Annotated in this window: 21 protein-coding genes and 1 tRNA gene; 4 read left to right on the top strand and 18 right to left on the bottom strand. The window is 63.4% G+C overall.

Features of this window, described 5'->3' with window-relative positions; genetic code table 11:
• Nucleotides 1-362: 362 nt before the first annotated feature.
• From J4P02_RS27365 to J4P02_RS27340, 6 genes are all read right to left on the bottom strand, one after another.
• The gene (locus J4P02_RS27365) at nt 363-677 is read right to left on the bottom strand and encodes a RebB family R body protein (protein WP_426196264.1); all 315 of its coding nucleotides are present in this window, start codon (nt 675-677) and stop codon (nt 363-365) included.
• 56 nt (nt 678-733) lie between these two features.
• A complete protein-coding gene (locus J4P02_RS27360; protein ID WP_025128569.1) occupies nt 734-1,048 on the bottom strand; it encodes a RebB family R body protein in 315 nt (104 codons plus the stop codon).
• 113 nt (nt 1,049-1,161) lie between these two features.
• Entirely contained in the window at nt 1,162-1,680 is a 519-nt protein-coding gene (locus J4P02_RS27355) for a hypothetical protein (protein WP_426196262.1), read from the bottom strand.
• 137 nt (nt 1,681-1,817) lie between these two features.
• Nucleotides 1,818-2,465, bottom strand: a complete 648-nt coding sequence (locus J4P02_RS27350) for a hypothetical protein (protein ID WP_426196260.1) — start codon at nt 2,463-2,465, stop codon at nt 1,818-1,820.
• Nucleotides 2,466-2,489: 24 nt separating this feature from the next.
• Nucleotides 2,490-2,717, bottom strand: coding sequence for a RebB family R body protein (locus J4P02_RS27345; RefSeq protein WP_092318452.1), 228 nt, complete (start codon nt 2,715-2,717; stop codon nt 2,490-2,492).
• A 119-nt stretch (nt 2,718-2,836) separates the two neighbouring features.
• Nucleotides 2,837-3,379: an RNA polymerase sigma factor gene (locus J4P02_RS27340; protein ID WP_426196257.1), complete on the bottom strand. Its 543-nt coding sequence runs from the start codon at nt 3,377-3,379 to the stop codon at nt 2,837-2,839.
• Between the two features lie 188 nt (nt 3,380-3,567).
• Between J4P02_RS27340 and J4P02_RS27335 the strand changes: the two genes are divergently transcribed.
• Nucleotides 3,568-3,644, top strand: a tRNA-Arg gene (locus J4P02_RS27335).
• 112 nt (nt 3,645-3,756) lie between these two features.
• Here the strand turns inward: J4P02_RS27335 and J4P02_RS27330 are convergent.
• Complete coding sequence (locus tag J4P02_RS27330) at nt 3,757-5,154, bottom strand: ATP-binding protein (protein ID WP_426196255.1); 1,398 nt, start codon at nt 5,152-5,154, stop codon at nt 3,757-3,759.
• Nucleotides 5,155-5,393: 239 nt separating this feature from the next.
• Here J4P02_RS27330 and J4P02_RS27325 point away from each other — a divergent pair, with 239 nt between their 5' ends.
• Both J4P02_RS27325 and J4P02_RS27320 read left to right on the top strand, forming a co-directional pair.
• Nucleotides 5,394-6,245, top strand: a complete 852-nt coding sequence (locus J4P02_RS27325; protein WP_426196253.1) for a hypothetical protein — start codon at nt 5,394-5,396, stop codon at nt 6,243-6,245.
• The gene (locus J4P02_RS27320) at nt 6,229-6,693 is read left to right on the top strand and encodes a hypothetical protein (RefSeq protein WP_426196251.1); all 465 of its coding nucleotides are present in this window, start codon (nt 6,229-6,231) and stop codon (nt 6,691-6,693) included. The genes J4P02_RS27325 and J4P02_RS27320 overlap by 17 nt, the downstream gene beginning before the upstream one ends.
• Nucleotides 6,694-6,711: 18 nt before the next feature.
• On the opposite strand, the gene J4P02_RS27315 is transcribed toward J4P02_RS27320, so the two are convergent.
• The 7 genes from J4P02_RS27315 to J4P02_RS27285 all read right to left on the bottom strand — a co-directional run bounded on the left by J4P02_RS27315 (nt 6,712) and on the right by J4P02_RS27285 (nt 11,349).
• A complete protein-coding gene (locus tag J4P02_RS27315; RefSeq protein ID WP_426196249.1) occupies nt 6,712-6,900 on the bottom strand; it encodes a hypothetical protein in 189 nt (62 codons plus the stop codon).
• Between the two features lie 72 nt (nt 6,901-6,972).
• Nucleotides 6,973-7,650 (bottom strand): hypothetical protein, encoded by a 678-nt coding sequence (locus J4P02_RS27310; protein WP_426196247.1) that lies wholly within the window; start codon nt 7,648-7,650, stop codon nt 6,973-6,975.
• Nucleotides 7,647-8,228 carry an RNA polymerase sigma factor gene (locus J4P02_RS27305; protein WP_426196245.1) on the bottom strand — a complete coding sequence of 194 codons (582 nt, stop codon included), beginning with the start codon at nt 8,226-8,228 and terminating at the stop codon, nt 7,647-7,649. The genes J4P02_RS27310 and J4P02_RS27305 overlap by 4 nt, the downstream gene beginning before the upstream one ends.
• Nucleotides 8,229-8,265: 37 nt before the next feature.
• Entirely contained in the window at nt 8,266-10,014 is a 1,749-nt protein-coding gene (locus J4P02_RS27300; protein ID WP_426196243.1) for a vWA domain-containing protein, read from the bottom strand.
• An 85-nt stretch (nt 10,015-10,099) separates the two neighbouring features.
• Complete coding sequence (locus J4P02_RS27295) at nt 10,100-10,660, bottom strand: YbhB/YbcL family Raf kinase inhibitor-like protein (RefSeq protein ID WP_426196241.1); 561 nt, start codon at nt 10,658-10,660, stop codon at nt 10,100-10,102.
• 184 nt (nt 10,661-10,844) lie between these two features.
• Entirely contained in the window at nt 10,845-11,093 is a 249-nt protein-coding gene (locus J4P02_RS27290) for a BrnA antitoxin family protein (RefSeq protein WP_426196239.1), read from the bottom strand.
• Nucleotides 11,071-11,349: a BrnT family toxin gene (locus tag J4P02_RS27285; RefSeq protein WP_426196237.1), complete on the bottom strand. Its 279-nt coding sequence runs from the start codon at nt 11,347-11,349 to the stop codon at nt 11,071-11,073. Before J4P02_RS27285 ends, J4P02_RS27290 begins: the two co-directional genes overlap by 23 nt.
• Before the next feature lie 212 nt (nt 11,350-11,561).
• Here J4P02_RS27285 and J4P02_RS27280 point away from each other — a divergent pair, with 212 nt between their 5' ends.
• Nucleotides 11,562-12,155, top strand: coding sequence for a DUF4291 domain-containing protein (locus J4P02_RS27280; RefSeq protein ID WP_426196235.1), 594 nt, complete (start codon nt 11,562-11,564; stop codon nt 12,153-12,155).
• A 39-nt stretch (nt 12,156-12,194) separates the two neighbouring features.
• Here J4P02_RS27280 and pgaD read toward each other — a convergent pair whose 3' ends face one another.
• The 4 genes from pgaD to pgaA are packed head-to-tail and all read right to left on the bottom strand — an operon-like array spanning nt 12,195 to nt 18,553.
• A complete protein-coding gene (gene pgaD, locus J4P02_RS27275) occupies nt 12,195-12,710 on the bottom strand; it encodes a poly-beta-1,6-N-acetyl-D-glucosamine biosynthesis protein PgaD (RefSeq protein WP_426196233.1) in 516 nt (171 codons plus the stop codon).
• Nucleotides 12,710-14,062, bottom strand: a complete 1,353-nt coding sequence (pgaC, locus tag J4P02_RS27270; protein ID WP_426196231.1) for a poly-beta-1,6-N-acetyl-D-glucosamine synthase — start codon at nt 14,060-14,062, stop codon at nt 12,710-12,712. Before pgaC ends, pgaD begins: the two co-directional genes overlap by 1 nt.
• Before the next feature lie 3 nt (nt 14,063-14,065).
• Nucleotides 14,066-16,063, bottom strand: coding sequence for a poly-beta-1,6-N-acetyl-D-glucosamine N-deacetylase PgaB (pgaB, locus tag J4P02_RS27265; RefSeq protein WP_426196228.1), 1,998 nt, complete (start codon nt 16,061-16,063; stop codon nt 14,066-14,068).
• Between the two features lie 12 nt (nt 16,064-16,075).
• Complete coding sequence (gene pgaA, locus J4P02_RS27260) at nt 16,076-18,553, bottom strand: poly-beta-1,6 N-acetyl-D-glucosamine export porin PgaA (RefSeq protein ID WP_426196226.1); 2,478 nt, start codon at nt 18,551-18,553, stop codon at nt 16,076-16,078.
• Between the last annotated feature and the right edge of the window lie 254 nt (nt 18,554-18,807).

Here is an 18,807-nt window from a genome sequence, read left to right as displayed (position 1 = left end):
CCGCGCATACGCGGGGCGAATTGTGATTGTAAAAAGGCGCCCTGTCGGGGGGATTGAACGCATTGAGGCGCTCAACGGCCGGGGACAAAGCTGCCGTCAGGAAAATCGTTCACTGGGTAAAAGCACGAAAATGTCGCACACAAGGATAGACGTGCGCTTGGGCACCCAGGCAAGAGCGTTTGAAATCTCAAACGAATCCTAGGGTCAACAGGGGTAAAGGACAATAGGCTGTTCGAAAAAAAGAACGTAAACCGAAGTGACCGGGAAATTTTCGGATCAACGTCACAGCCAATCCCACGAACGCCAACGCCCCCGCGGCCTGCAGACCGCGGGGGCGTTGGCATGATGCCTTGAGGAAGGGCTCAGACGGTGAACGACTTGAGCACTGTCAGCAGGCTGGTGAGGTTGTCGGCCACACCGCCCTGGGCGACTTTTTCGGTGGCTGCCGCACCGGCAGTGGTGTCGACGCTGTAGATCTGCATCACGCCCTGGTTGGTCGCGGCCTGGGCCAGGGTGTTTTGCTGCTGCTGCGCCGAAACCGAGTTCTGGAACAGGATGGCCACGGACTGGCCCATGGACTGGTAGATAGTGCCCATCGACATGGCCGGCGCTTCGGCGACGACCTTGACGTTGCTCTGGGTGACGGCATCGGTGATTTGCGGACTGACTGTGCTCATAAAAACTCCATTTTTTTAGCAGGAATGGTGCAAGGGCCGCTCAGGCATTCAGGGGCTTAGCCCTGGAACGACTTGAGCACCGTCAACAGGCTGGTGAGGTTGTCGGAAACACCGCCCTGGGCGACTTTCTCGGTGGCAGCGGCGCCGGCGGTGGTGTCGACGCTGTAGATCTGCATCACGCCCTGGTTGGTCGCGGCCTGGGCCAGGGTGTTTTGTTGCTGCTGCGCCGAAACCGAGTTCTGGAACAGGATCGCGGTGGCCTGGGCCATGGATTGGTAGATGGTGCCCATCGCCATGGCCGGCGCTTCAGCGACGACCTTGACGTTGGTCTGGGTGACGGCATCGGTGATTTGTTCATTTACAAGTGGCATGGCTCAACTTCCTTTGTTTGGTACACGGAGCATTCCGTGTCATTGAGTGAACGCGGCAGCCGTTTTGCTGTGAACCGAGCCCCGGGGCAGGGCGCGGTTATTTCAGGGGGTGGTTATTGCTCGCTGGCGGCCTGGATCTGCTTGAGGGTTGCCTCGACCTGCTGCGCCAGCTCGGTCATGCGCGTCTCGACCATGGCCTGGACTTCCTGTTGCACCAGGGCCTTGAGCATCGCCTTGAGCGCCGGATCGTCCGCCAGGGCTGGCGCCTGGACAACCGGCGCCGGGGCGGCCTGCACCACAGCGGCTGGCGGTGCCGCCGCCTGGGAGCCGGCCGATGCCAGCAGTTGCTGGAGCAGCCTGTCCCGCTCCTCGGTGTCGGTGTTGCCGACCACCCGGGAACCGCTCATCTGATCGATCAACTGCCGGGCACGCTGCCCGTCGGACTGGATCACCTGCTGGGCTCGCTGGCGGGCCTGTTCGACACTCTGCTGCGCGCCCTGGGCAAGATTCACCGGTTTGTCCTGGACATAGGCCGCCAGCACCTGACGCTCCATTTCGGTCAACGGGCGCTTCAGGTAGATCTGGGCAAATTCCATGACGGTGGGCAACACACTGGGGGCTTCATTCGCCATCTCGTACTCCTTGTCGATAAATGACGCTGAAGGCTTGGGCAGCGAGTCCGTCGAACTTCAACGCCAGGGGAACAGAGGCCGCGTGACAACGCGGACTCGGGCACAACCCCAGGTGCCTTGCGCGCCCGGGGACATGTTCAGGATGAGGATTTGTTGGCCAGAGTGGCGCTGTACTTGGCGATGCTGGCATCGATCTTGTCGATGGCCACGCTCGCCGCCTCGGCTTCCATGGCCCCCGCGGCAGCCGCCACCGCCGCCGCTGCACCCACCATCAGGTCCGTGGCCAGCACGCCCAGGGCATCCTCGGCAGCGCCCTTGACGTTCTCCTTGACGATGTTTTCGGTCATCTGTTTGAGCAGCACCGCCTGGGCCGCCAGGGCCAGCTTGCTGACCCCGTCGAAGTACCCCGCCGCCGACTGCGCCACTAGGCCGGCGGCCTGGCTGATCATCATGTCCGGCGCAATCGCGATCTGCGCCGGGGCATAGCTGAAGGTCTGGGCATTGGTGAACTCCACCGCCTGGACGATCTGGCTGTTCAGGGCCGCGGTGCTGCCGCCACTCGGGGTATCGGCCTGCTTGAACAGTTGCTCGTTCATGCTCTGCATCATCGACGGCTGGGCCGGGGCGGCCGACGCCGACGCACTGGGCCCGGCAGCGCCAGATGCGCCTGCTGGAGCGAAACTGCCGGGGGTGCCCGCAGGGTCGACGCTGCCGGGGTCGGCGGCGGTACTCGCGGTGTCATCGAGCGGAGCCGCAGCTGGGGTTTTCTTCTTGAACCACGCCATGACGATTCTCCCGGGGCATCAGCCCTACTCGCCGATCGCCATGATCAGCGCCACGGCCTTGGACACCACCGCATTGGAGATCTGATTGAGCGCCTGCTGGCTGTTGACCGCGTTCTGCAACGATAGGCCCGTGGAATGACTGGCCACCTGATACAGCGAGGCGATGGCCTGGGCCGGGGCTTCGGCCACTACCTTGACGTTGGTCTGGGTGACGGCGTCGGTGATCTGCGAATTGACCATGGGATCGGGCATACATCTCTCCTTAGATGGAATGGCCCACCGCAGAAGGCGGCGGCGCCGGCTACAGCGTCGAAAACAGGCTCACTGAACGGGAACGCCCGAGCGGGCCAGTTGTGAATCTTGAGCACAGGTCAACGCAACGCCTCCCGCAACAGCTGCACATGCTTGCGCGCCAGGGGCTGGTTCATCCCCAGCTCGGCGGCGATGTGCGGATAGGGCAGATCATCGACAAACTTTAGTTCAAACAGGCGGCGCTTCTGCAGTGGCAGTTGCGCTACCCGACGACTGATCTGGGCCAGGGCCTCCAGCAGTTCCACCTGTTCCAGCACCGATATTTGTGGTGACTCCAGCTGTTGCTTCGGGTCGTCCTCGACATCGGCCAGGTCGACGAACAACCGCTGCTCGCGACTCCGGCGGCGACAGCTGTCGACAAACACATGGTCCAGCACCAGGAACAGGAAGCCCTGAGGGTCGCGAATCCGCCCCGGGGCCCGGCGAAAGAACAGCAGCGCCTTGATCGCCGTGGCCGCCAGCCATTCCTGGGCACCATCGGTATTGCCCCGCGCCAGTTGCCGGGCGCGCCGCTGCAACCCGGGCAGCACCGCCTTCCAACTGGCCTCGAACAGTTGATCGGCCACCACTGCCGGCCTCTGGCCCTGCATGGAACAATTCATCTCCCACACCTCCCTGTGCCCCGTGATTGCACGGACCTGGCAGCAGGGTGCGCGCCAGCGCGAGGACGATTCAGCGGGAAAAACTACCGCTACGGCCCGGGTTTCCGGGGGTTGCGACGGACAACCCTGCGGGGATGAAAACCGGCGTGGACGCCCCGGGTCGACATAGGTATGATGTCGCCCGCACTGCATCCGTAGCTCAGCTGGATAGAGTACTGCCCTCCGAAGGCAGGGGTCGTGGGTTCGAATCCCGCCGGGTGCACCATCTCTAGCGAAAAGCCCCAGGTCGAAAGGCCTGGGGCTTTTTTGTGCCCGCTGTCCCGTCCTGACACCTATGGGCACACCGTGATGCCATTACCTTCCCGGGCCAGGGACTATCATCGCGGTATCACCTCCCAGTGCCCGCCTTTCGTCGGCCCCACATGCCGGATCACCCCGGCAGCTCGCAGTTTGCCCAAGTGATATTTCACCCCATCGGCACTCAGGCCCAGTTGCCTGGCCAATTCCCGTCGGGTGGCCAGGGGCTGCTGCCGCAACAGCGCGACAATCTGCCCGCGAACCGTTTCCAGGCTGATTTCTTGGGTAGTTTCTTGGGTAGTTTCTTGGGTAGTTTCTTGGGTAGTCGCCTGCAGCAGTGGCAAAGCAGCCTCCCCCAATGCCTCGACCAGCTGCGATGGGTCTGCGCGAAAAGTGAGCATCAAACCGGACAGCCCAATGTCGAACAGCGGTGTGGCAATCCCGTGCTTGCGACATTCGCTGAAGATTTTTTCGATACCTCGGCCCCAGGACTCCACGTATCCGGCACGAAAAAATGCCGACGCCAGCAGTGGGTTGAACGGGTGAGATGGATGCTTGCTCAGTAGCTGTTCCTGGGTCCAGCGCTCAGGCAACTGCCCAGGGTTCCAGAGCACGATCTGGTGGTCATAGACGCTGATCTGGATTGGAATGCCGCTGGCGTAATCCTTGTGGATCACCGCATTGAGCAGTGCCTCGCGCAAGGCCTGCAAGGGAAACAGATAACGCTCCACACGTTGAATGCCTTCGTAACGGATATACGCCTTGAGGTATTTGCTGTGCAGCAACTCCAGCACCTTCTCCACCTGGGAGAACAGGTCGCCATGGATTTCATCCTGATAGCGCAGGTCATCATCGGTAATAAAGAAGCCGAGCTTGATGTAGGCACCCGGGACAAAACGTTCGGGTCGATAGCCAAACAGCAACGCAGTGGCGCGCTTGAGATACTGCCCCTCCTCCAGCTGCAAACTGGCCAGCAAAGCCGTGTCGCTATCTTCCAGCACCCCTTCGTCCACTCGCCCGCTTTTCGCCGCCCGGGCACGAAACCCCTGCAGCGCGGCGGGCTGGCAATCGCCAAGACTCAGGCCTGGCAAAGGCACACCGTCCCAGTGCAGCCCCTGCTTGCGCAGCAGGAAGCGTGACAGCGCTGCACCTTTGAGCTCCTGCTTGGTGCTGCCGCTGCGGTAGTGATACTCGCCTTTGTAGCTGACTGGGCTGGGGTAAGCCGGCACCACAATCTGCAACAGCGTTGCACCGGCCTCCTGATGCAGATTCACCGCGACCATGATGCCCAGCACATCACGCACCTTGTTGGGGATCTCCTCCAGGAGGCGGGCCGCATTGTCCACGCCGACCGGTGCGCCCCGATCGTCACGCCCAATCTCCAAGACTCCACCTTCGGCATTGGCAAAACCACATATCCATTTCAGGTACTCGTCGCGCCAGGTTGCCTTCCATTCCCTTTGCTGGTGTTCGCTCATGCCAATAGGACCCTTTCAGTGGACGCCATGACCTCACGCATCGTTTAAAGCAATGTCATCGCCGAGATGCAAAAGCACTTGGTGTCCAAAGCTTTCAGCACCGCAACATTCACGGCAAAGCCTGCCGCTCCCGACTCGGCGATTCCCTCTCGCTCAACATCAGCCGGAACGAGTTGCCCAAGGCTGTCCTGGCTTGGCACAACTTGCTAAATTCACGGCCCCCCGGACAGGAGGTCCCGATGCTGCTCCATCCCCTGCACCATCAGCCATTCGAGCCAGAGCTGCGCTACTGGATCAGCTGCTTTACCAACTACAACATGCCCCCGGCCCTGGATGCCGAGCTGAGCCGTTTCAACCCCAATGCTCCCGCCGATCGCGAACAGCTGATTCGCCGCTACTGCCTGCCGCACTTCAACTCGCGGGAGAACTTCCGCCATCGGCAGCGCCTGGTCGAGGTCCTGCAGGCGGCCCTGGACAAGCCCGACTTCGATTTCGAGGAAGTCTGGGAGCCGCTTGAAGACGATTACGACGACCAGCAGTGGCCCTCCGGGTGGCCAGCCTCGATCGACAACAGCCGGGACTTTTTCCAGCGTTTGCTGCTGGCGGCGCGGGAGCTGTGGCATGCCGACCTGACCCGCGCGCAGTTGCCTTCACTGGCAGAGTGCCGGGCGATTCCGGCCCGGGAGCGGGGCTCCCATGACTGGTTGTTCAGCATCGACAACAGCGACACCTGGCGCGCCCTGTTCGATATGACGGCCACCCCCTACGACATGACGACCCCGGGCCCGCAGTTTCAGGGTGAGCAACTGAGCCTGCACCTGAGCGGTGAATTGCAACGACTGTCAGTGCCTGCCACCTGGCCAGTGACCCAGGCGCCGAGCCACTGCAGCTTCACCCTCAATGTCCGGGGCATCAGCGAACTGGCAGTCAGCGGCAGTCGTTTCGACGGACGCATGCGCACCCAGCTCACACGCCTGAACCCCGGTTACCATCTGCGTCTGGAAATCGGCTTCGACTGCGTGATCGAATGCGTGGCACTGTCGGTGAGCATTGCCGACCTCAAGGGAATTCGAGATGAAAAGCAACTTTGAAGTGGCCCTGGAGCGCGAGGAAGTGCTGCAGTTCTTTCGCGGCCAGGGCCAGTACCTGACCCGCGATGGCGATTGGGACGAACACCTGTATTGCATCAACTGGCCGGGAGTCTTCGCTTACCTGCGGGACCACGAAAACGGCGCACAACAGTTGAGCGCCGCCTTCGAGGCCTATGTGTACAGCGTCGAGGAAAGCCTGGATGACTGCTTCGGCCTGCGGGAAAACCTGTTCAACTATTACTCGACCCGGGCCCACAGAGCGCCCGACAGCAGTGACCTGCCAGGGCTATTGCCGGAGCCCTGCCGGCGGCGCATCGTGCAGCGCCTGAGCTGGTATCGCTGGCAAGTGGAAAACCATGCCCGGCTGCTGCCGGAACGGGCCCGGCGCATGGCCGCAGACGGCGCTCCTGCCGAGTTCATCGACCTGCCCGCCTTGCCCTACATCTGAACGCACCTGCCGCCGGGCTTACTCATCCTCGGCGGCTGCGGCGTCCGTGGGTGCCTGATCGGTATCAGCGAGCGAATCCTGGTCGCTCTCTTCCTCACCCTCTTCCAGGCCAAAGTCCTTGCGGCTTTCCTTGATCGCCTGGCGGATTTCCGCGCCCTTGATCGGGCAGTTCAACATTGCTGCTATGCGGTCGATGCGGGGTGCCATGACCGGCCTCTCACTTTCTGAAAACTGGCCCGATAGTGCGCGCTTTGCGCAGTGACAGCCAGCCCCCGCCGCTTATTGACGACGCAAAACCTGCAGGCGTGCGTCCAGATCCTCCTGTGGATAAGTTGCCTGCAGCTTGAGCAACAGCTCGGCCGCCTCCCGGCTCTGGCCGCCTTCCCACAGGCGCAGAACTTCCCGCAACTGCGGGTTGAGGCCCTTGATGAATCGAGGCTCGGCCGGAGCGGCCATGCGCTTGGCCAGTTTCGCGGATTGCGCCACGGGCTTGGCGGTGTCCGCTGGCGCCTGGTCACTGAGCATTTCCATCTGTGGCGCCATGGCGAAACTGGCGCTGGGCGCCGCCGGGGCCGGAGCGCTCAAGGCTCCGGTTATGCCCGCAGGAGCCTGCTCGGCCGAGTGGCGGGCCAGGGGCTCCATCTCGGCAACAGGCGCAGGGGCAACAGGCGCGGGCGCCGGGGCAAAAGCCTGCTGCGGATACTGCTCCGGCGTGCGTTGCAGCAGGCCGATGATCAGCGCCACGCCAAACAGGCTGGCAAAGGCCAACTGATAGCGCGGGCGTTGGCAGGCTTGCATCCAGCGCTGCCAGAGGCTCGGCCTGGGTGTCGCGGCTTCGCGGCGCGCGGTAGACAGGATCAGCGCGTCGAGATGGGCCGGCGGCTGTTGCGGGCTGTGCTCGCGGATATGCGCCAGCATCTGTGCTTCGGGGGATGGGGTCTGGCGGGCGTCAGTCATGTGAGTACCTCCTCGGTCAGGAGTCGACGCAGCTTTTTCAGTGCATAACGAAAACGGCTTTTCACCGTTTCCAGGGGCGCCTGGGTCAGGTTGGCAATTTCCGGCAGATCCAGGTCGCCATGGGCGCGCAGGAGGAAAACCTCGCGCTGGTCTTCGGGCAAATCTTGCAGGGCGGCTTCGATACGTTGCTGGTCGCGGGACAGGCTCAGTTGCTGTTCAGGGTCTGGCGCAGCATCGGCCTCGCCGTGCAGTTGTTCGTCGTAGCTGTCGTGCAGCGGGTTGCGCTGGCCGTGCTTGCGCCAATGATCGATCAGGCGATTGCGCGCGATCTGGTACAGCCAGGTGCGGAAGCTGGCCCGGCCCTGGGGTTGGCTGGTGCTGCGGATCAGGCTGAGCCAGGTTTCCTGGTAGACCTCTTCGGCCAGTTCGGCCTTGCCGCCAAGGCGCAGCAGAAAGGCGTACAGGCCCTGGCGATGGCGCTGATAGAGCAGCTCGAAAGCTGCAGTATCACCGGCGCGATAACGCGCCAGCAGCGCTTCATCGCTGCTGGCGGCGGTGGATGACTGGGCAGCAGACATAGGGCGGATGAACTCCTGTTCACTGCGGGTCTGGTGTCTATTCAAGGCGGCTCTGCACTTGGCTGCTATCCGCCGACTGCGCCGCCTGGGCCTTGGGCGCCTGAGTTTGCAGGCTTTGCGCCAGCTCCACCAGCTGTATGAACTCACCCCGCAAACCGTAAGGATCTTCGCCCTTGGCAGTGCGAGCCAGCTTGGCGGTGTCACTCAAGCTGAAGTCGCCGGTGTAGCGCCCTTCCTTGAGTTGCTGGGCGAACGCCGCCACCGCGGCGGCAAAGCGCAGGTCGCTGCTGGCCTGGGTCAAACTGGCCGGTTGTTGTGCACTGATCGGCCGCTCGATCAGGCGACTGCTGCCCCCTTCCGGCGCCTTGTAGCGCAACCGCAGCATCGCCAGCTCGGTATTTTTGGCAGACGGTTCCGGGGCCTTGGCCTGGCCATAACGCAGCGGTTCCAGCCAACCCTTTTCCCCCACTGGGACGATTTCATACAGGGCTGTCACCGTATGCCCGGCACCGATTTCCCCGGCATCGACCTTGTCGTTACTGAAGTCTTCACGCTTGAGTGCACGGTTCTCATAGCCCAGCAGGCGGTATTCGCTGACCTGGGCCGGGTTGAATTCCACTTGCAGCTTCACGTCCTTGGCCACCACTGCGAGGGTGGAGCTGAGCTGGTCCACCAGCACTTTGCGCGCCTCGCGCAGGTTGTCGATATAGGCGTAGTTGCCGTCGCCGGCATCCGCCAGTTGTTCCATCAGCTGTTCGTTGTAGTTATCCACACCGAAGCCCAGGGTGGTCAGGGATACGCCGCTCTTGCGCTTCTCGGCGGCCATGGCCTTGAGGCTGTCGAAATCGCTGATGCCGACGTTGAAGTCGCCATCAGTGGCCAGCAGGATGCGGTTGATGCCTTTGTCGATAAAACCCTGCTGGGCCATCTGATAGGCCAGCTGGATGCCCGAGGCGCCGGCCGTGGAACCGCCGGCGCTGAGCTGATCGATAGCACTGCGAATCTTGGCTTTTTCGCGCCCGGACGTGGGTTCCAGCACCACGCGCGACTCACCGGCGTAGACCACCAGCGACACCCGGTCCTGGTCCCGCAGTTGATCCACCAGCAGCTTGAGGGTGCTTTTCACCAGCGGCAGGCCCTCGCGGCGATCCATGGAGCCGGAGACATCCACCAGGAACACCAGGTTGGCCGGGGCCAATTCCGCCACCGCGCGGTCCGAAGCCTTGATGCCGATGCGCAGCAGACGGGTGTGCGGGTTCCACGGCGTGGGTGCCAGTTCGGTGGTTACGCCAAAGGGCGAGCCGTCGCTGGGCAGGGCGTAATCGTAGGGGAAGTAGTTGACCAGTTCTTCCAGGCGCACCGCCCCTTCCGGTGGCAGGCTGCCCTGGTTGAGCAGACGCCGGACGTTGGCATAGGCACCGGTATCGACATCGGCGCTGAAGGTGGAAACCGGTGCCTCGGCGACGCTGTGGATCGGGTTGTCCGCCAGCTTCTGGTACTGCTCCCGGGGCTCGTCGCGATAGCCGGCGATGCTCGAATCCCGGGCGGCGATGGGCGCCGGCATCGGTGCCGACAAGCGCATGGGATGCGCAACGCGCTTGGCCAAGGCGACATCGGCGTGCTGCACCTCGTACTGCGCTGCGGGCTCAGGCTGCAGCGCCCCCTGGGTCGAGGCGCCAGCGGCTGATTCAGGCTTGGACGAAACACCGCAGCCGGCGATTGCCAACAGCAGACCGGCGGCAAAACCCTGGGCGGCCGGGCGAAGGAAATGCAGAGGAAGGGACATGGGGGCTGACCTCGGGAAGAAAATGATCCTTTCCCCCCTTCAGACGAAGCCCCCTGGCGATTCGGGTTAAGCCCGCGAAAAGAATTTAACGCGAGTAGCGGCGCACCACGCTGCTGTTACGCAACACGTGGCCGTTGATCTTCTCCAGCAACTGGGCTCGAGTCAGCCCGGCGGGCAGCGCCTCGGGGGCCAGGTCGAGGGCGAAGATCTGGATGATGTAGTGATGCGCGCTGTCGCCCACAGGCGGGCAGGGCCCCATGTAGGTGGTGCCGTTACGGCTATTGAGCCCGGCCAGGCCTTCCAGGTTGGGCTTGCTGCCGGCGCCGGCGGGAATCTGCCGGGTGCCGGGCTTGATGCCGTAGTGCACCCAATGGTCCACGCCCTGGCCCTTGGCGCCGTCCGGGTCGTGCATGACGATGGCGTAGCTCAAGGTGCCGGTGGGGCCTGCGGTCCAGTTCAGGGCCGGGGAATTGTTGTGCCCGCCGCAACCCTTGGCATCGCTGGCGTTGCCGGTGGTGAACAGCCGGTCATCCGAGACCCCGGGGATATTCAGGGTGAAACGCTCCTGGGCCTGCACGGGAAACTGCAGGCACAGCAGCACGGCACCGGCGGCCAGCCAAGTATTGCGGGAAGCAAAGCGAGACATACGAAAGCACCTTTTTGCGGATGAGATCGAGGGGGCCACAAGACTATAGCCTGCACCAAAGAGCGCGCCGCTTCGTGCGCGGCGCGGTGGGAGATTGAGCGTGAGGAACGGGGTAGTTGTAAATAAATATTTCAGGCGAAAACAGCCATGCTGACGCCTTGCTCGCCCATGAGCCGACGCGCCTTCAGCCCTGGTGGGCCTGCATGTACTGGCGCAGCAGTTGGTTGATCCGCGTCTGGTAACCGGCACCCTGGGCCTTGAACCACGCCAGCACATCGGCATCCAGGCGAATGGTCACGGCCTTCTTGCCGGGCAGGTGCAGCTCGGCCCGGCGAAAGAAATCGTCGTCCAGTTCGGGGATATCCGTGGTGTCTATCGCCTGGTCATCGGTTTTCGCCAGGCGATCCCAATCAGTTTTCGATCCGTTGGACATAGTATTTGGCCTCCCGCCTAGTGGCTTTTCGCGCCGAGATGATGCGCATCGCATTGCCCCGGCGCTCGGTATGGACCACCACGCCCACCAGGGTCCTGATCCAGCCGAGGCTGACCCAGCGCTCCTCGCCATACTCCAGGCGGTCATCGCGCAAGGACAACACCGGACGCTGGAACATCAGCGCGGCGTCGTTGAAATCGATGCCGTGCTTGAGGATGTTGGCGTGGTTCTTGGCCTCGTCCCATTCAACGTACATGAGCCATTCCGTATTTACAAATGTACATACAGGCTAGCCGACCAGAAGCAAAATGCACCGAGGCTAAACACCTGGAAATACAGTCAATACGGAATAGGCGATGTGCCGGAAAGGCCCTACAGCTCTCTCGGAAAAGGCTCTGCCATGCTTGCCTTGTACCCTTGCAGCCAGCGACTTATAGTCCGGCCGCCCGTTCTTCATAAGGAAATGCCATGCACAAACCCGCTACACACATCCCCCAGCGCCAGATCCGCGCGCTCTACGACGCCACCACTATCCGCGTCTACCAGGCCTACTCCGAGAATATCGCCGACGCCGCCCTGGCCCAAGGCACCTTCGTTTCCCCACCCTTCAAGATGGAGCGCATGACCTGGATAAAGCCGTCTTTCCTATGGATGATGTACCGCGCCGGCTGGGGCTTCAAAGACGCCGGTCAGACCCGCATCCTGGCCATCGACATCAGTCGCGAGGGCTTTGAATGGGCCCTGGCCAATGGCTGCCTGAGCCATGCCGAGGAGTCCGCGAGCAAGGAAGAGTGGCTGAAGTTGAAAGATCAGTCGCCGGTGCGCATTCAGTGGGACCCGGAGCGCGACCTGTACCTGCGGCCCCAGGAACACCGGGCGATCCAGATTGGCCTTGGCAAGCAGGCCGTGCCCCTGTACGTGAACCAATGGATCCAGCGCATCACCGATGTCACGCCCCTGGCCCACAGGATCCATGGGCTGGTTCAGCAAGGCGACCTGGAAGGCGCACGCCAACTGCTGCCGCAAGAATGCGAGTACCCAACGCCATCCCTCATGCCCTGAACTGCACCTTGCACCAGCTCAACTACCACGCCGCCCTGGCTACACCTTGCCCTCACCCTCGCCCTCGGCATGCAGATGAATCACCCGAGGCGGCGGTTCCACCCTCAGCGGCGGGTGCTGCTGATCTTCGGGAAGAATGCGGTAGAACTGCGTGGTGACATGGCTGATGCCACCCTCTTCATCGTTGTGCACCGTCATGATCCCGGGCTGGCGCATCTGCGCCAGGGTCTCGTCGCTGAGCTTGAAGGTCTCGCTCAGGCGCTTGTCGTCCGCCACCGGTGCTGGCAGACGCGGCGGATATTTCTTGTTGCGCCGCTGGCGATAGCGGGCCCAGGAAACCAGCAGCGCCGCATTCACCAACGCCACCCAACCGTAGAACTGCAAGGTGGTCAGGGCGTCAAGAATGCCAGCCTCGAAGCGCGGCCCTTCATGGGTACTCACAAGGGGCATGAGGCCGCGCATCAGCAAATACAGCAGCCCCACCCAGGCCAGCACGGTGAGGACAATGTCGACCACCACCATGAAGGGGCGTTGGCGGGTTCGGATGATTCTCATCAACGCACCTCTTCTTCTTCGTCATCGATGGGCTTGATACCGCGGTCCGGACTGATCCAGCGCGCGCGCTTCTGATGCTCGCCGAACAACACCTTGGGGAAACTCACCAGGGTGGTGAGCAAGCTGATGAACCAGAACACCAGGGGATACCAGACCACCCAGAACATGGTTCTGCCCAGATCCTTCTCGTAGCGTCGGTCGATCAGGATGCTCACCGCGAACTGCACCAGGCAGACCATCGCCAGCAACAGCCCGGTAAAGGCCGGCGGCAATATGCTCTGCACCGCGATGGCCTCGGGCATGACGATGAATTTGCCCAGGGCCCAGAAGATCACCGACAGCAAAAAGGTGAAGGCCCAGCCGGTGGACAGGCAGTAGTCGAACAGCAGGGCCCACAGGTAGCGATGGCGCCACTCCCAGATACCGCGGATGTTCTTGAACAGCACCTCGGCGCCACCCTGGGCCCAGCGCAGACGCTGTTTCCACAGGCCCTTGACGGTTTCCGGCATCAGGATCCAGCACAGCGCCCGGGGCTCGTAGAACACGTGCCAATGGTCCAGCTGCAGCTTCCAGCTGATGTCGATGTCTTCGGTGATCATGTCCGGGCTCCAGTAGCCCACCCGGTGCAGGGCCGAACGACGAAACGCGACTATCACCCCGGACACGGTGAAAATTTTGCCGAACACCCTTTGGGTGCGTTTGATCAGGCCGATGATCGAGGAGAACTCGCCGACCTGGACCCGGCCCACCAGGGTCGAGCGGGTGCGGATCCGCGGGTTGCCGGTCACCGCACCCAAGCGCGGGTTGTCCAGCATCGGCGCCACCAGGTAGGCCGCGGTATCGGGCGCCAGCAACGCATCGCCATCGATGCACACCAGGTACTCGCTGCGCGCCGCCACCGCGCCCATGCGCAGGGCCACGGCCTTGCCCTGGTTCTGCGCCAGGTGCAGCACCCGCAGGCGCGGGTCCTGCAGGGCAATGGCATCCAGCACCTGGGCGGTGTTGTCCTTGGAGCCATCGTTGATGGCAATCACTTCGATGTTCGGGTAGTGCTGGGCCAGCGCCGCATGGACAGTGTCGGCGGCATTATCGCCCTCGTTGTAACAGGGGATGAGAATGCTGATCAGCGGCTCGCCGGCCAGGGGTGGTGCCAGGGTGTGCTCGTCCCAGGGCCAGTGACGCTCCCAGTGCAACCAGAAATACAGGCCGCCGGCGATCCACAGCGCCGACATGAACAGGGGGTAATAGAAGACGAAATCCATGAGGAACTGGCCGGTCATCAGGAAGATCAGGCCCAGGGGTACCCCCAGGACCAGTGCCAGCACTACCAGGGCAAAAATTCGATCCATCATGATTCAAGGACTCCATTTGTTGGAGAATGCGGGCCGCAGGGTCTTCAGGTCCGGTGAGTTCTCGAGGAAGTTGTCCGGGTAGTAACCGAAGTTGGTGGCGCCCTGGCGCTTGAGCCGGCCCATCCAGTCGGCCATCTGCGTGGCCGACAGGTCGCTGGCAGGTTTCTGCGTCCAGTCCCGGGCCTGGAGCTCGAACACCGTGCGCTGCAAGGCTCCGGGCCGGGTTCGTACCTGATCCACCAAGGCCTCCAGCCAGGGGCCGGAATGCTTGCTGCTCTGCCCTTCCATCAGCGGCATGGCCATGGGCGCGGTCCAGTCGTAGCTGACCAGGAAGTCGTCGAGGTTCTGGGCGAACCAGGCCTCGCTTTGCGGGTTGATGATCGGCTCGGCGAACAGATTGCGCGCCGTTTGCACCTGGGGCCCGCGAATCGCCCGGACCTTGGCGGTCAGCTCATGGGTGAAGTCGATCAGGTAGCGGCTCTTGAAGCGGGTCCAGCGCTGCAGCGCCGCCGGGTCGTCGCGCAAAGCGCCAATGGAGCCGGGCAGGCCTTGGGCCACATAGGCGCGCAGGGCCTCGGGGCTGGCGTCCTCGAAATCCGAGAGCACTGCATCGTCGTGGAACAGGATGCCGTCCACCGAAGTCATGCGCGCCACGTCTTCATACAGATCGCCAATCAGGCGGCGCACCTGCGGATCGAAGGGCGACAGGCGCCGGTACTGTTTCGGGTCGACGGCAACCTGGCCGGTGGCCGGGTCCCAGCGAGTGACACGGGGCAGGCGGGCATCCAGATCGAAGCTGAGCACCGGCATCCAGGCATAGACCTTGACGTGGGCCCGGGTGCGCAACTGCCAGGCAACCCGGTCGAATAGATCGGCACGCATCGGCAGATGACGGTTGGGGAAGTACAGCGACTGCACCAGGCCATCGCCCTTGGGGTCGGCGAAGGCCTGGAGGAATACCGTATTGGCCCCCAGGTCGGCCATGCGCTGCACCAGCCTGCCGAGGTTGACTTCCTGTTGCTTGGGGTCCGGGTCGTAGACGTTGTCCAGGTCCACATGTGCCACCCGCATGGGCGATGGGGTCTCGGCACCGACGATGCTGTTGGAGAAGTGCATGCCATCCGGGTCGGATACCACCAGCAAACGCGGGCTGCTCATCAGGTTGTCGAGGCTGTCGAGGCCGTCGTCCAGGGTCAGGGCCAGCTTGTAGCCCTGGCTGTCGACCACTTGCAGGGTCGAGCCATCGGCGGTGCCATAGGGCCAGACCCAGACCCGCGGACGATAACCGGCCACGGCGAGGATCTTGTCCGAGATGGTGCTCACGTCCTTGCGCATCCGCGCCTGGAAGTCCGCCTCGCTTTCGTAGCGGCCCGTAGTGGCGTCATAACGCCGGGTGGCGGCGGCCGGCTGCATGTTGCCCTGGGGGTTGGCGAGAATCCCCAGGTGGCTGCTGTCGGTGTGGGCGGCGATCTCCACCAGCCCGGAGCGGGAAACTTCACGGATCTGCGCCCAGGTCAGGAACTGCGAGCGGGGTCGCATCTCTCCGGCGAAATTCACCGGTTGGTTGGCCGGGGTATCGATCCAGGTGCCCACCGGCGCCAGCAAGGCATGCCAGCGATAGCTGCGCAGCACCGGCATGACCCGGGTGTAGAAGCTTGCATAGCCATCGTCGAAGCTCAGCAGAATGGCCTTGGCTGGCAGCTCCGGCCCCCCCTTGCGGGCTGCCAGGATCTGGTCCACGGTCACCGGCTGATAGCCGTTCTCCCGCAGCCAGGCCAGTTGCTGGAGCAGGCGATCGGTGCGTACCGCCACCACTCGCTGGTCCGGGTCGCGGTCCTCGACATCGTGGTAGGCGATACCCAGCACATGGTTCTTCGGCCAGGGTGCCTCGTTGTCCGGCAGCGCTCGCTGGGCTGGCGTGACGAAGTCCGCGGCGGGCTGGGAGCAGGCCCCGAGCAGCAACAGGCTCAGCAGCAGGAGGCAACGCTTGATCAGGTGCATCGTCACACTCCTCTAGAACCGGTAGGTCAGGTCGACGGCCAGGCGCAGATCGGTTTCCCGATCACCGTCGTAAGGCCGATTGATCACGCTCAGCACCGCGCCAATATCGAACACATCGTTCCAGCTGTAGCGCTGGCCGTAGCTGAGCAGGCCGATCGCGCCAGTGGAGTAGTCGCGCTGGCTGTAGCTACCGGCACCGATCTGGAACTGCTGGCTCCAGGAGGTTTCGTAGCGGTGGTAGAGCACATGGTTGATGCTGACCGTGGGCAGCACGCTGAAGTCCGCCTTGGGGTTGAAGTAGGGCGTGTCGTCCAGAGTGTTGTGGCTGGCGCCCACTTCCAGGCCCAGGTCGACCTGGACCTTGGGCGAGCGATAGACCCCTTCGCGACCGGTGAGCAGGGCCTCGAAGCGGTTGTTGCCATCGCTGAAGTGCGAAGGGCTGAGGGCCAGTTTCCATTCGCGGCTTTCATTGGCGCGCCAGCGCAGGAAGGCACTGCCGCCATTGGCGCTGATATCGCTGTTGAGCGCCCGCAGCGGTGTGCTGGCCGACAGGTAGTCGAGGCTGCCGCCGTACTGCCAGTGATCGTCGATATCCCGGGCCAGAGACACCCGGGCGCCCAGCTTGTCGCCAAAGCCGTAGGAATGATTGGAGACTTCCGCTTCCAGGGTCATGTCCCGGGTACGCCGTTCCACCCCCAGCAGCTGCCAGCGGTGATGACCGGTGCCTTCGCTGAAGTCGCCGGTGGCATAGCCGGCACCACCGAACACTCGCCAGTCCTCATTGATGGGTGGGCTGTAGAGCCGGCTTTCAATGCCAAAATCGCGGCTCCCGGCCACGGCCCCGGCGCCATTGCTGCCACCGCCATAACTCTTGCCGCCGTAGGTCGAGACCCGCAGCTCGGCCATGTCATGCACCTCGCGCTCACGGGCCAGGCGCTGCACCGAACGGTTCTCCGGGGCGCGCGCAAGCACATCGTCGGTCAGGGCATCCAGTTGCCGCCATTCCTGCAGGTCCTGGGCGGCATGTCCCTGGGCCACTTCCAGGGCGATGTCCCGGGGCGCCAGGCTTTCGACTTCCTTGAGCAGGCCTTCCGCGCGCCGCGGCCAGAAACGGGCCAGATACAGATTGGCCTGGGCCAGGCGCACGTTGACATCCCCCGGTGCCTTGCTCGCCAGGTCGTCCAAGCGCTGCTCGCTGTCCGGCAGGTTGTTTGCGTAGGTACCGGCCTGGGCGGCCAGCAGTTGCGCGTCCAACCAGTCGTCGTTGGGGTCGCCTATGGTCTGCCCGGTGAGCTGGATCCGTTGCGGCTCGCTGTTGGCCAGATCGCTGGCCACTTGCTGCGCCTCGTCCGGGCGATCACTTTCCAGCAGCGCGTAGTACAGGGCCGTGGTGTCTTCGACCCGGTAGGCGCTGTCGGCATCCGGCGCCCTGAGCGCCTTGGGATAGAGCTCGGCGGCTTCTTCCGGGCGTCGCTGGTCAAGGTAGGCCGAGGCCACCCAGCGCAGGGCATAAGTGGGAATGCTGACGCCGGAAGCCGTCAGTTGTTCGTATTCGCTGATCACCTCGGCGGTACGGGCCCGCGACTTCAGCGCGCCCATGCGGTCGATGCGCCAGCGGGTCAGGTCTTCCTGGGCCTGGGGGTCCTTGCCCCAGGCGGCGAACAGGGCGTCGTAATCGGCCAGGGCGCGGTCGGCCACCACGAAACGCTCCTTTTCACTGCGGCTGGCCAGCTCCGACAGGCGCACCCGCTCGGCGGCCAGGTCGCCCTGGATGCGCCGCTGGATAACCGGATCGATCAAGCCCGGATGCTGCTGAGCCAGGCGCATGGCCGGTTCCGGCAGGCGCGCCCGTTGCAGGGCATAGATGTATTCGCGCAGCACCTCGGGCCTGTCGCCGGCGCGGATAAACGCCTGGTCGTACTCCACCAGCGCATCCTGCAGCAGGTTGGCGCGGGTCAGGGCATAACCCAGGGCCAGGCGCCGCGATACGTCGTCGGGCTTGGCCGCCACCAGGGCACGGCCACGGGCCACTGCCTCCATCGGGTTGCCGGCATCGGCCTGGGTTAGGGCCGCGCCCAGTTGCAGGTCGGGGTTGTTCGGCTCACGCTCCAGGGCCAGGCGATAGAGCCGGGCGGCGTTGTCCCATTGCTTGAGGTTGCGATAGGCCCGGGCCGTGGCGGTCAGCGCCTGCACTGGCAGCAAGCGATTGCGACCCTGGGTCTCGTAGACCTGCACCACCTCGGTATCCAGACCGGCCCAGCTGGCGATCTGCAGGTGATCGCTGACCAAGCCGTTGTTCAAGGCGTTGGGCGGCAGCTGGCGCAGGTGATCAAGGGCCGGGGCATAGCTGCCGGCCCGGGCCTGGATGACCAGTTGGTCATAAGCAGGATCGGCACAGGCGATCCCGGACCAGAGCAATTGGCCGCACAGTGCCAGACGAAACAACGGGCGCAGACCATAACGACGAGAAGGGTGAGCGGTACATGGCATTTCGTCAGCATCCTTACATAGCAGACCGGAGCTCTGCGCTGTCCCTAACCTTCAAGCGTCAGGCAGCAGGAACGAACGACCCGGCAAAGCTTTCCGGGAGAATTCTTCCACGAAGGTTAGTCGAGAAATTGCAACGCCATAATTATTCAGAATCAGATCGCCCAAGCGCACTGGAACGGGCCTTGAGGCGGGAGGATTGCCGCTGCAAACACGGCGGATGGAGCGCAGAAAGCACAACGCCCGGCCTGTATGAA

The sequence above is a fragment of the Pseudomonas sp. NFXW11 genome (genome assembly GCF_049887815.1).
In the GTDB taxonomy this organism is placed as follows: domain Bacteria; phylum Pseudomonadota; class Gammaproteobacteria; order Pseudomonadales; family Pseudomonadaceae; genus Aquipseudomonas.
This window is presented reverse-complemented; position numbering and strand designations above follow the sequence as displayed.

Bases quoted from the DNA above. Each gene is read 5' to 3' on its own strand.
- J4P02_RS27310 (WP_426196247.1), bottom strand. From the start codon at position 7,650: ATGACTGACGCCCGCCAGACCCCATCCCCCGAAGCACAGATGCTGGCG.
- J4P02_RS27285 (WP_426196237.1), bottom strand. From the start codon at position 11,349: ATGTACGTTGAATGGGACGAGGCCAAGAACCACGCCAACATCCTCAAG.
- J4P02_RS27315 (WP_426196249.1), bottom strand. From the start codon at position 6,900: ATGGCACCCCGCATCGACCGCATAGCAGCAATGTTGAACTGCCCGATC.
- pgaA (WP_426196226.1), bottom strand. From the start codon at position 18,553: ATGCCATGTACCGCTCACCCTTCTCGTCGTTATGGTCTGCGCCCGTTG.
- J4P02_RS27290 (WP_426196239.1), bottom strand. From the start codon at position 11,093: ATGTCCAACGGATCGAAAACTGATTGGGATCGCCTGGCGAAAACCGAT.
- J4P02_RS27355 (WP_426196262.1), bottom strand. From the start codon at position 1,680: ATGGCGAATGAAGCCCCCAGTGTGTTGCCCACCGTCATGGAATTTGCC.
- J4P02_RS27320 (WP_426196251.1), top strand. From the start codon at position 6,229: ATGAAAAGCAACTTTGAAGTGGCCCTGGAGCGCGAGGAAGTGCTGCAG.
- J4P02_RS27330 (WP_426196255.1), bottom strand. From the start codon at position 5,154: ATGAGCGAACACCAGCAAAGGGAATGGAAGGCAACCTGGCGCGACGAG.
- J4P02_RS27365 (WP_426196264.1), bottom strand. From the start codon at position 677: ATGAGCACAGTCAGTCCGCAAATCACCGATGCCGTCACCCAGAGCAAC.
- J4P02_RS27280 (WP_426196235.1), top strand. From the start codon at position 11,562: ATGCACAAACCCGCTACACACATCCCCCAGCGCCAGATCCGCGCGCTC.
- J4P02_RS27340 (WP_426196257.1), bottom strand. From the start codon at position 3,379: ATGAATTGTTCCATGCAGGGCCAGAGGCCGGCAGTGGTGGCCGATCAA.
- pgaC (WP_426196231.1), bottom strand. From the start codon at position 14,062: ATGATGGATCGAATTTTTGCCCTGGTAGTGCTGGCACTGGTCCTGGGG.
- J4P02_RS27345 (WP_092318452.1), bottom strand. From the start codon at position 2,717: ATGCCCGATCCCATGGTCAATTCGCAGATCACCGACGCCGTCACCCAG.
- J4P02_RS27350 (WP_426196260.1), bottom strand. From the start codon at position 2,465: ATGGCGTGGTTCAAGAAGAAAACCCCAGCTGCGGCTCCGCTCGATGAC.
- J4P02_RS27295 (WP_426196241.1), bottom strand. From the start codon at position 10,660: ATGTCTCGCTTTGCTTCCCGCAATACTTGGCTGGCCGCCGGTGCCGTG.
- pgaD (WP_426196233.1), bottom strand. From the start codon at position 12,710: ATGAGAATCATCCGAACCCGCCAACGCCCCTTCATGGTGGTGGTCGAC.
- pgaB (WP_426196228.1), bottom strand. From the start codon at position 16,063: ATGCACCTGATCAAGCGTTGCCTCCTGCTGCTGAGCCTGTTGCTGCTC.
- J4P02_RS27325 (WP_426196253.1), top strand. From the start codon at position 5,394: ATGCTGCTCCATCCCCTGCACCATCAGCCATTCGAGCCAGAGCTGCGC.
- J4P02_RS27360 (WP_025128569.1), bottom strand. From the start codon at position 1,048: ATGCCACTTGTAAATGAACAAATCACCGATGCCGTCACCCAGACCAAC.
- J4P02_RS27300 (WP_426196243.1), bottom strand. From the start codon at position 10,014: ATGTCCCTTCCTCTGCATTTCCTTCGCCCGGCCGCCCAGGGTTTTGCC.
- J4P02_RS27305 (WP_426196245.1), bottom strand. From the start codon at position 8,228: ATGTCTGCTGCCCAGTCATCCACCGCCGCCAGCAGCGATGAAGCGCTG.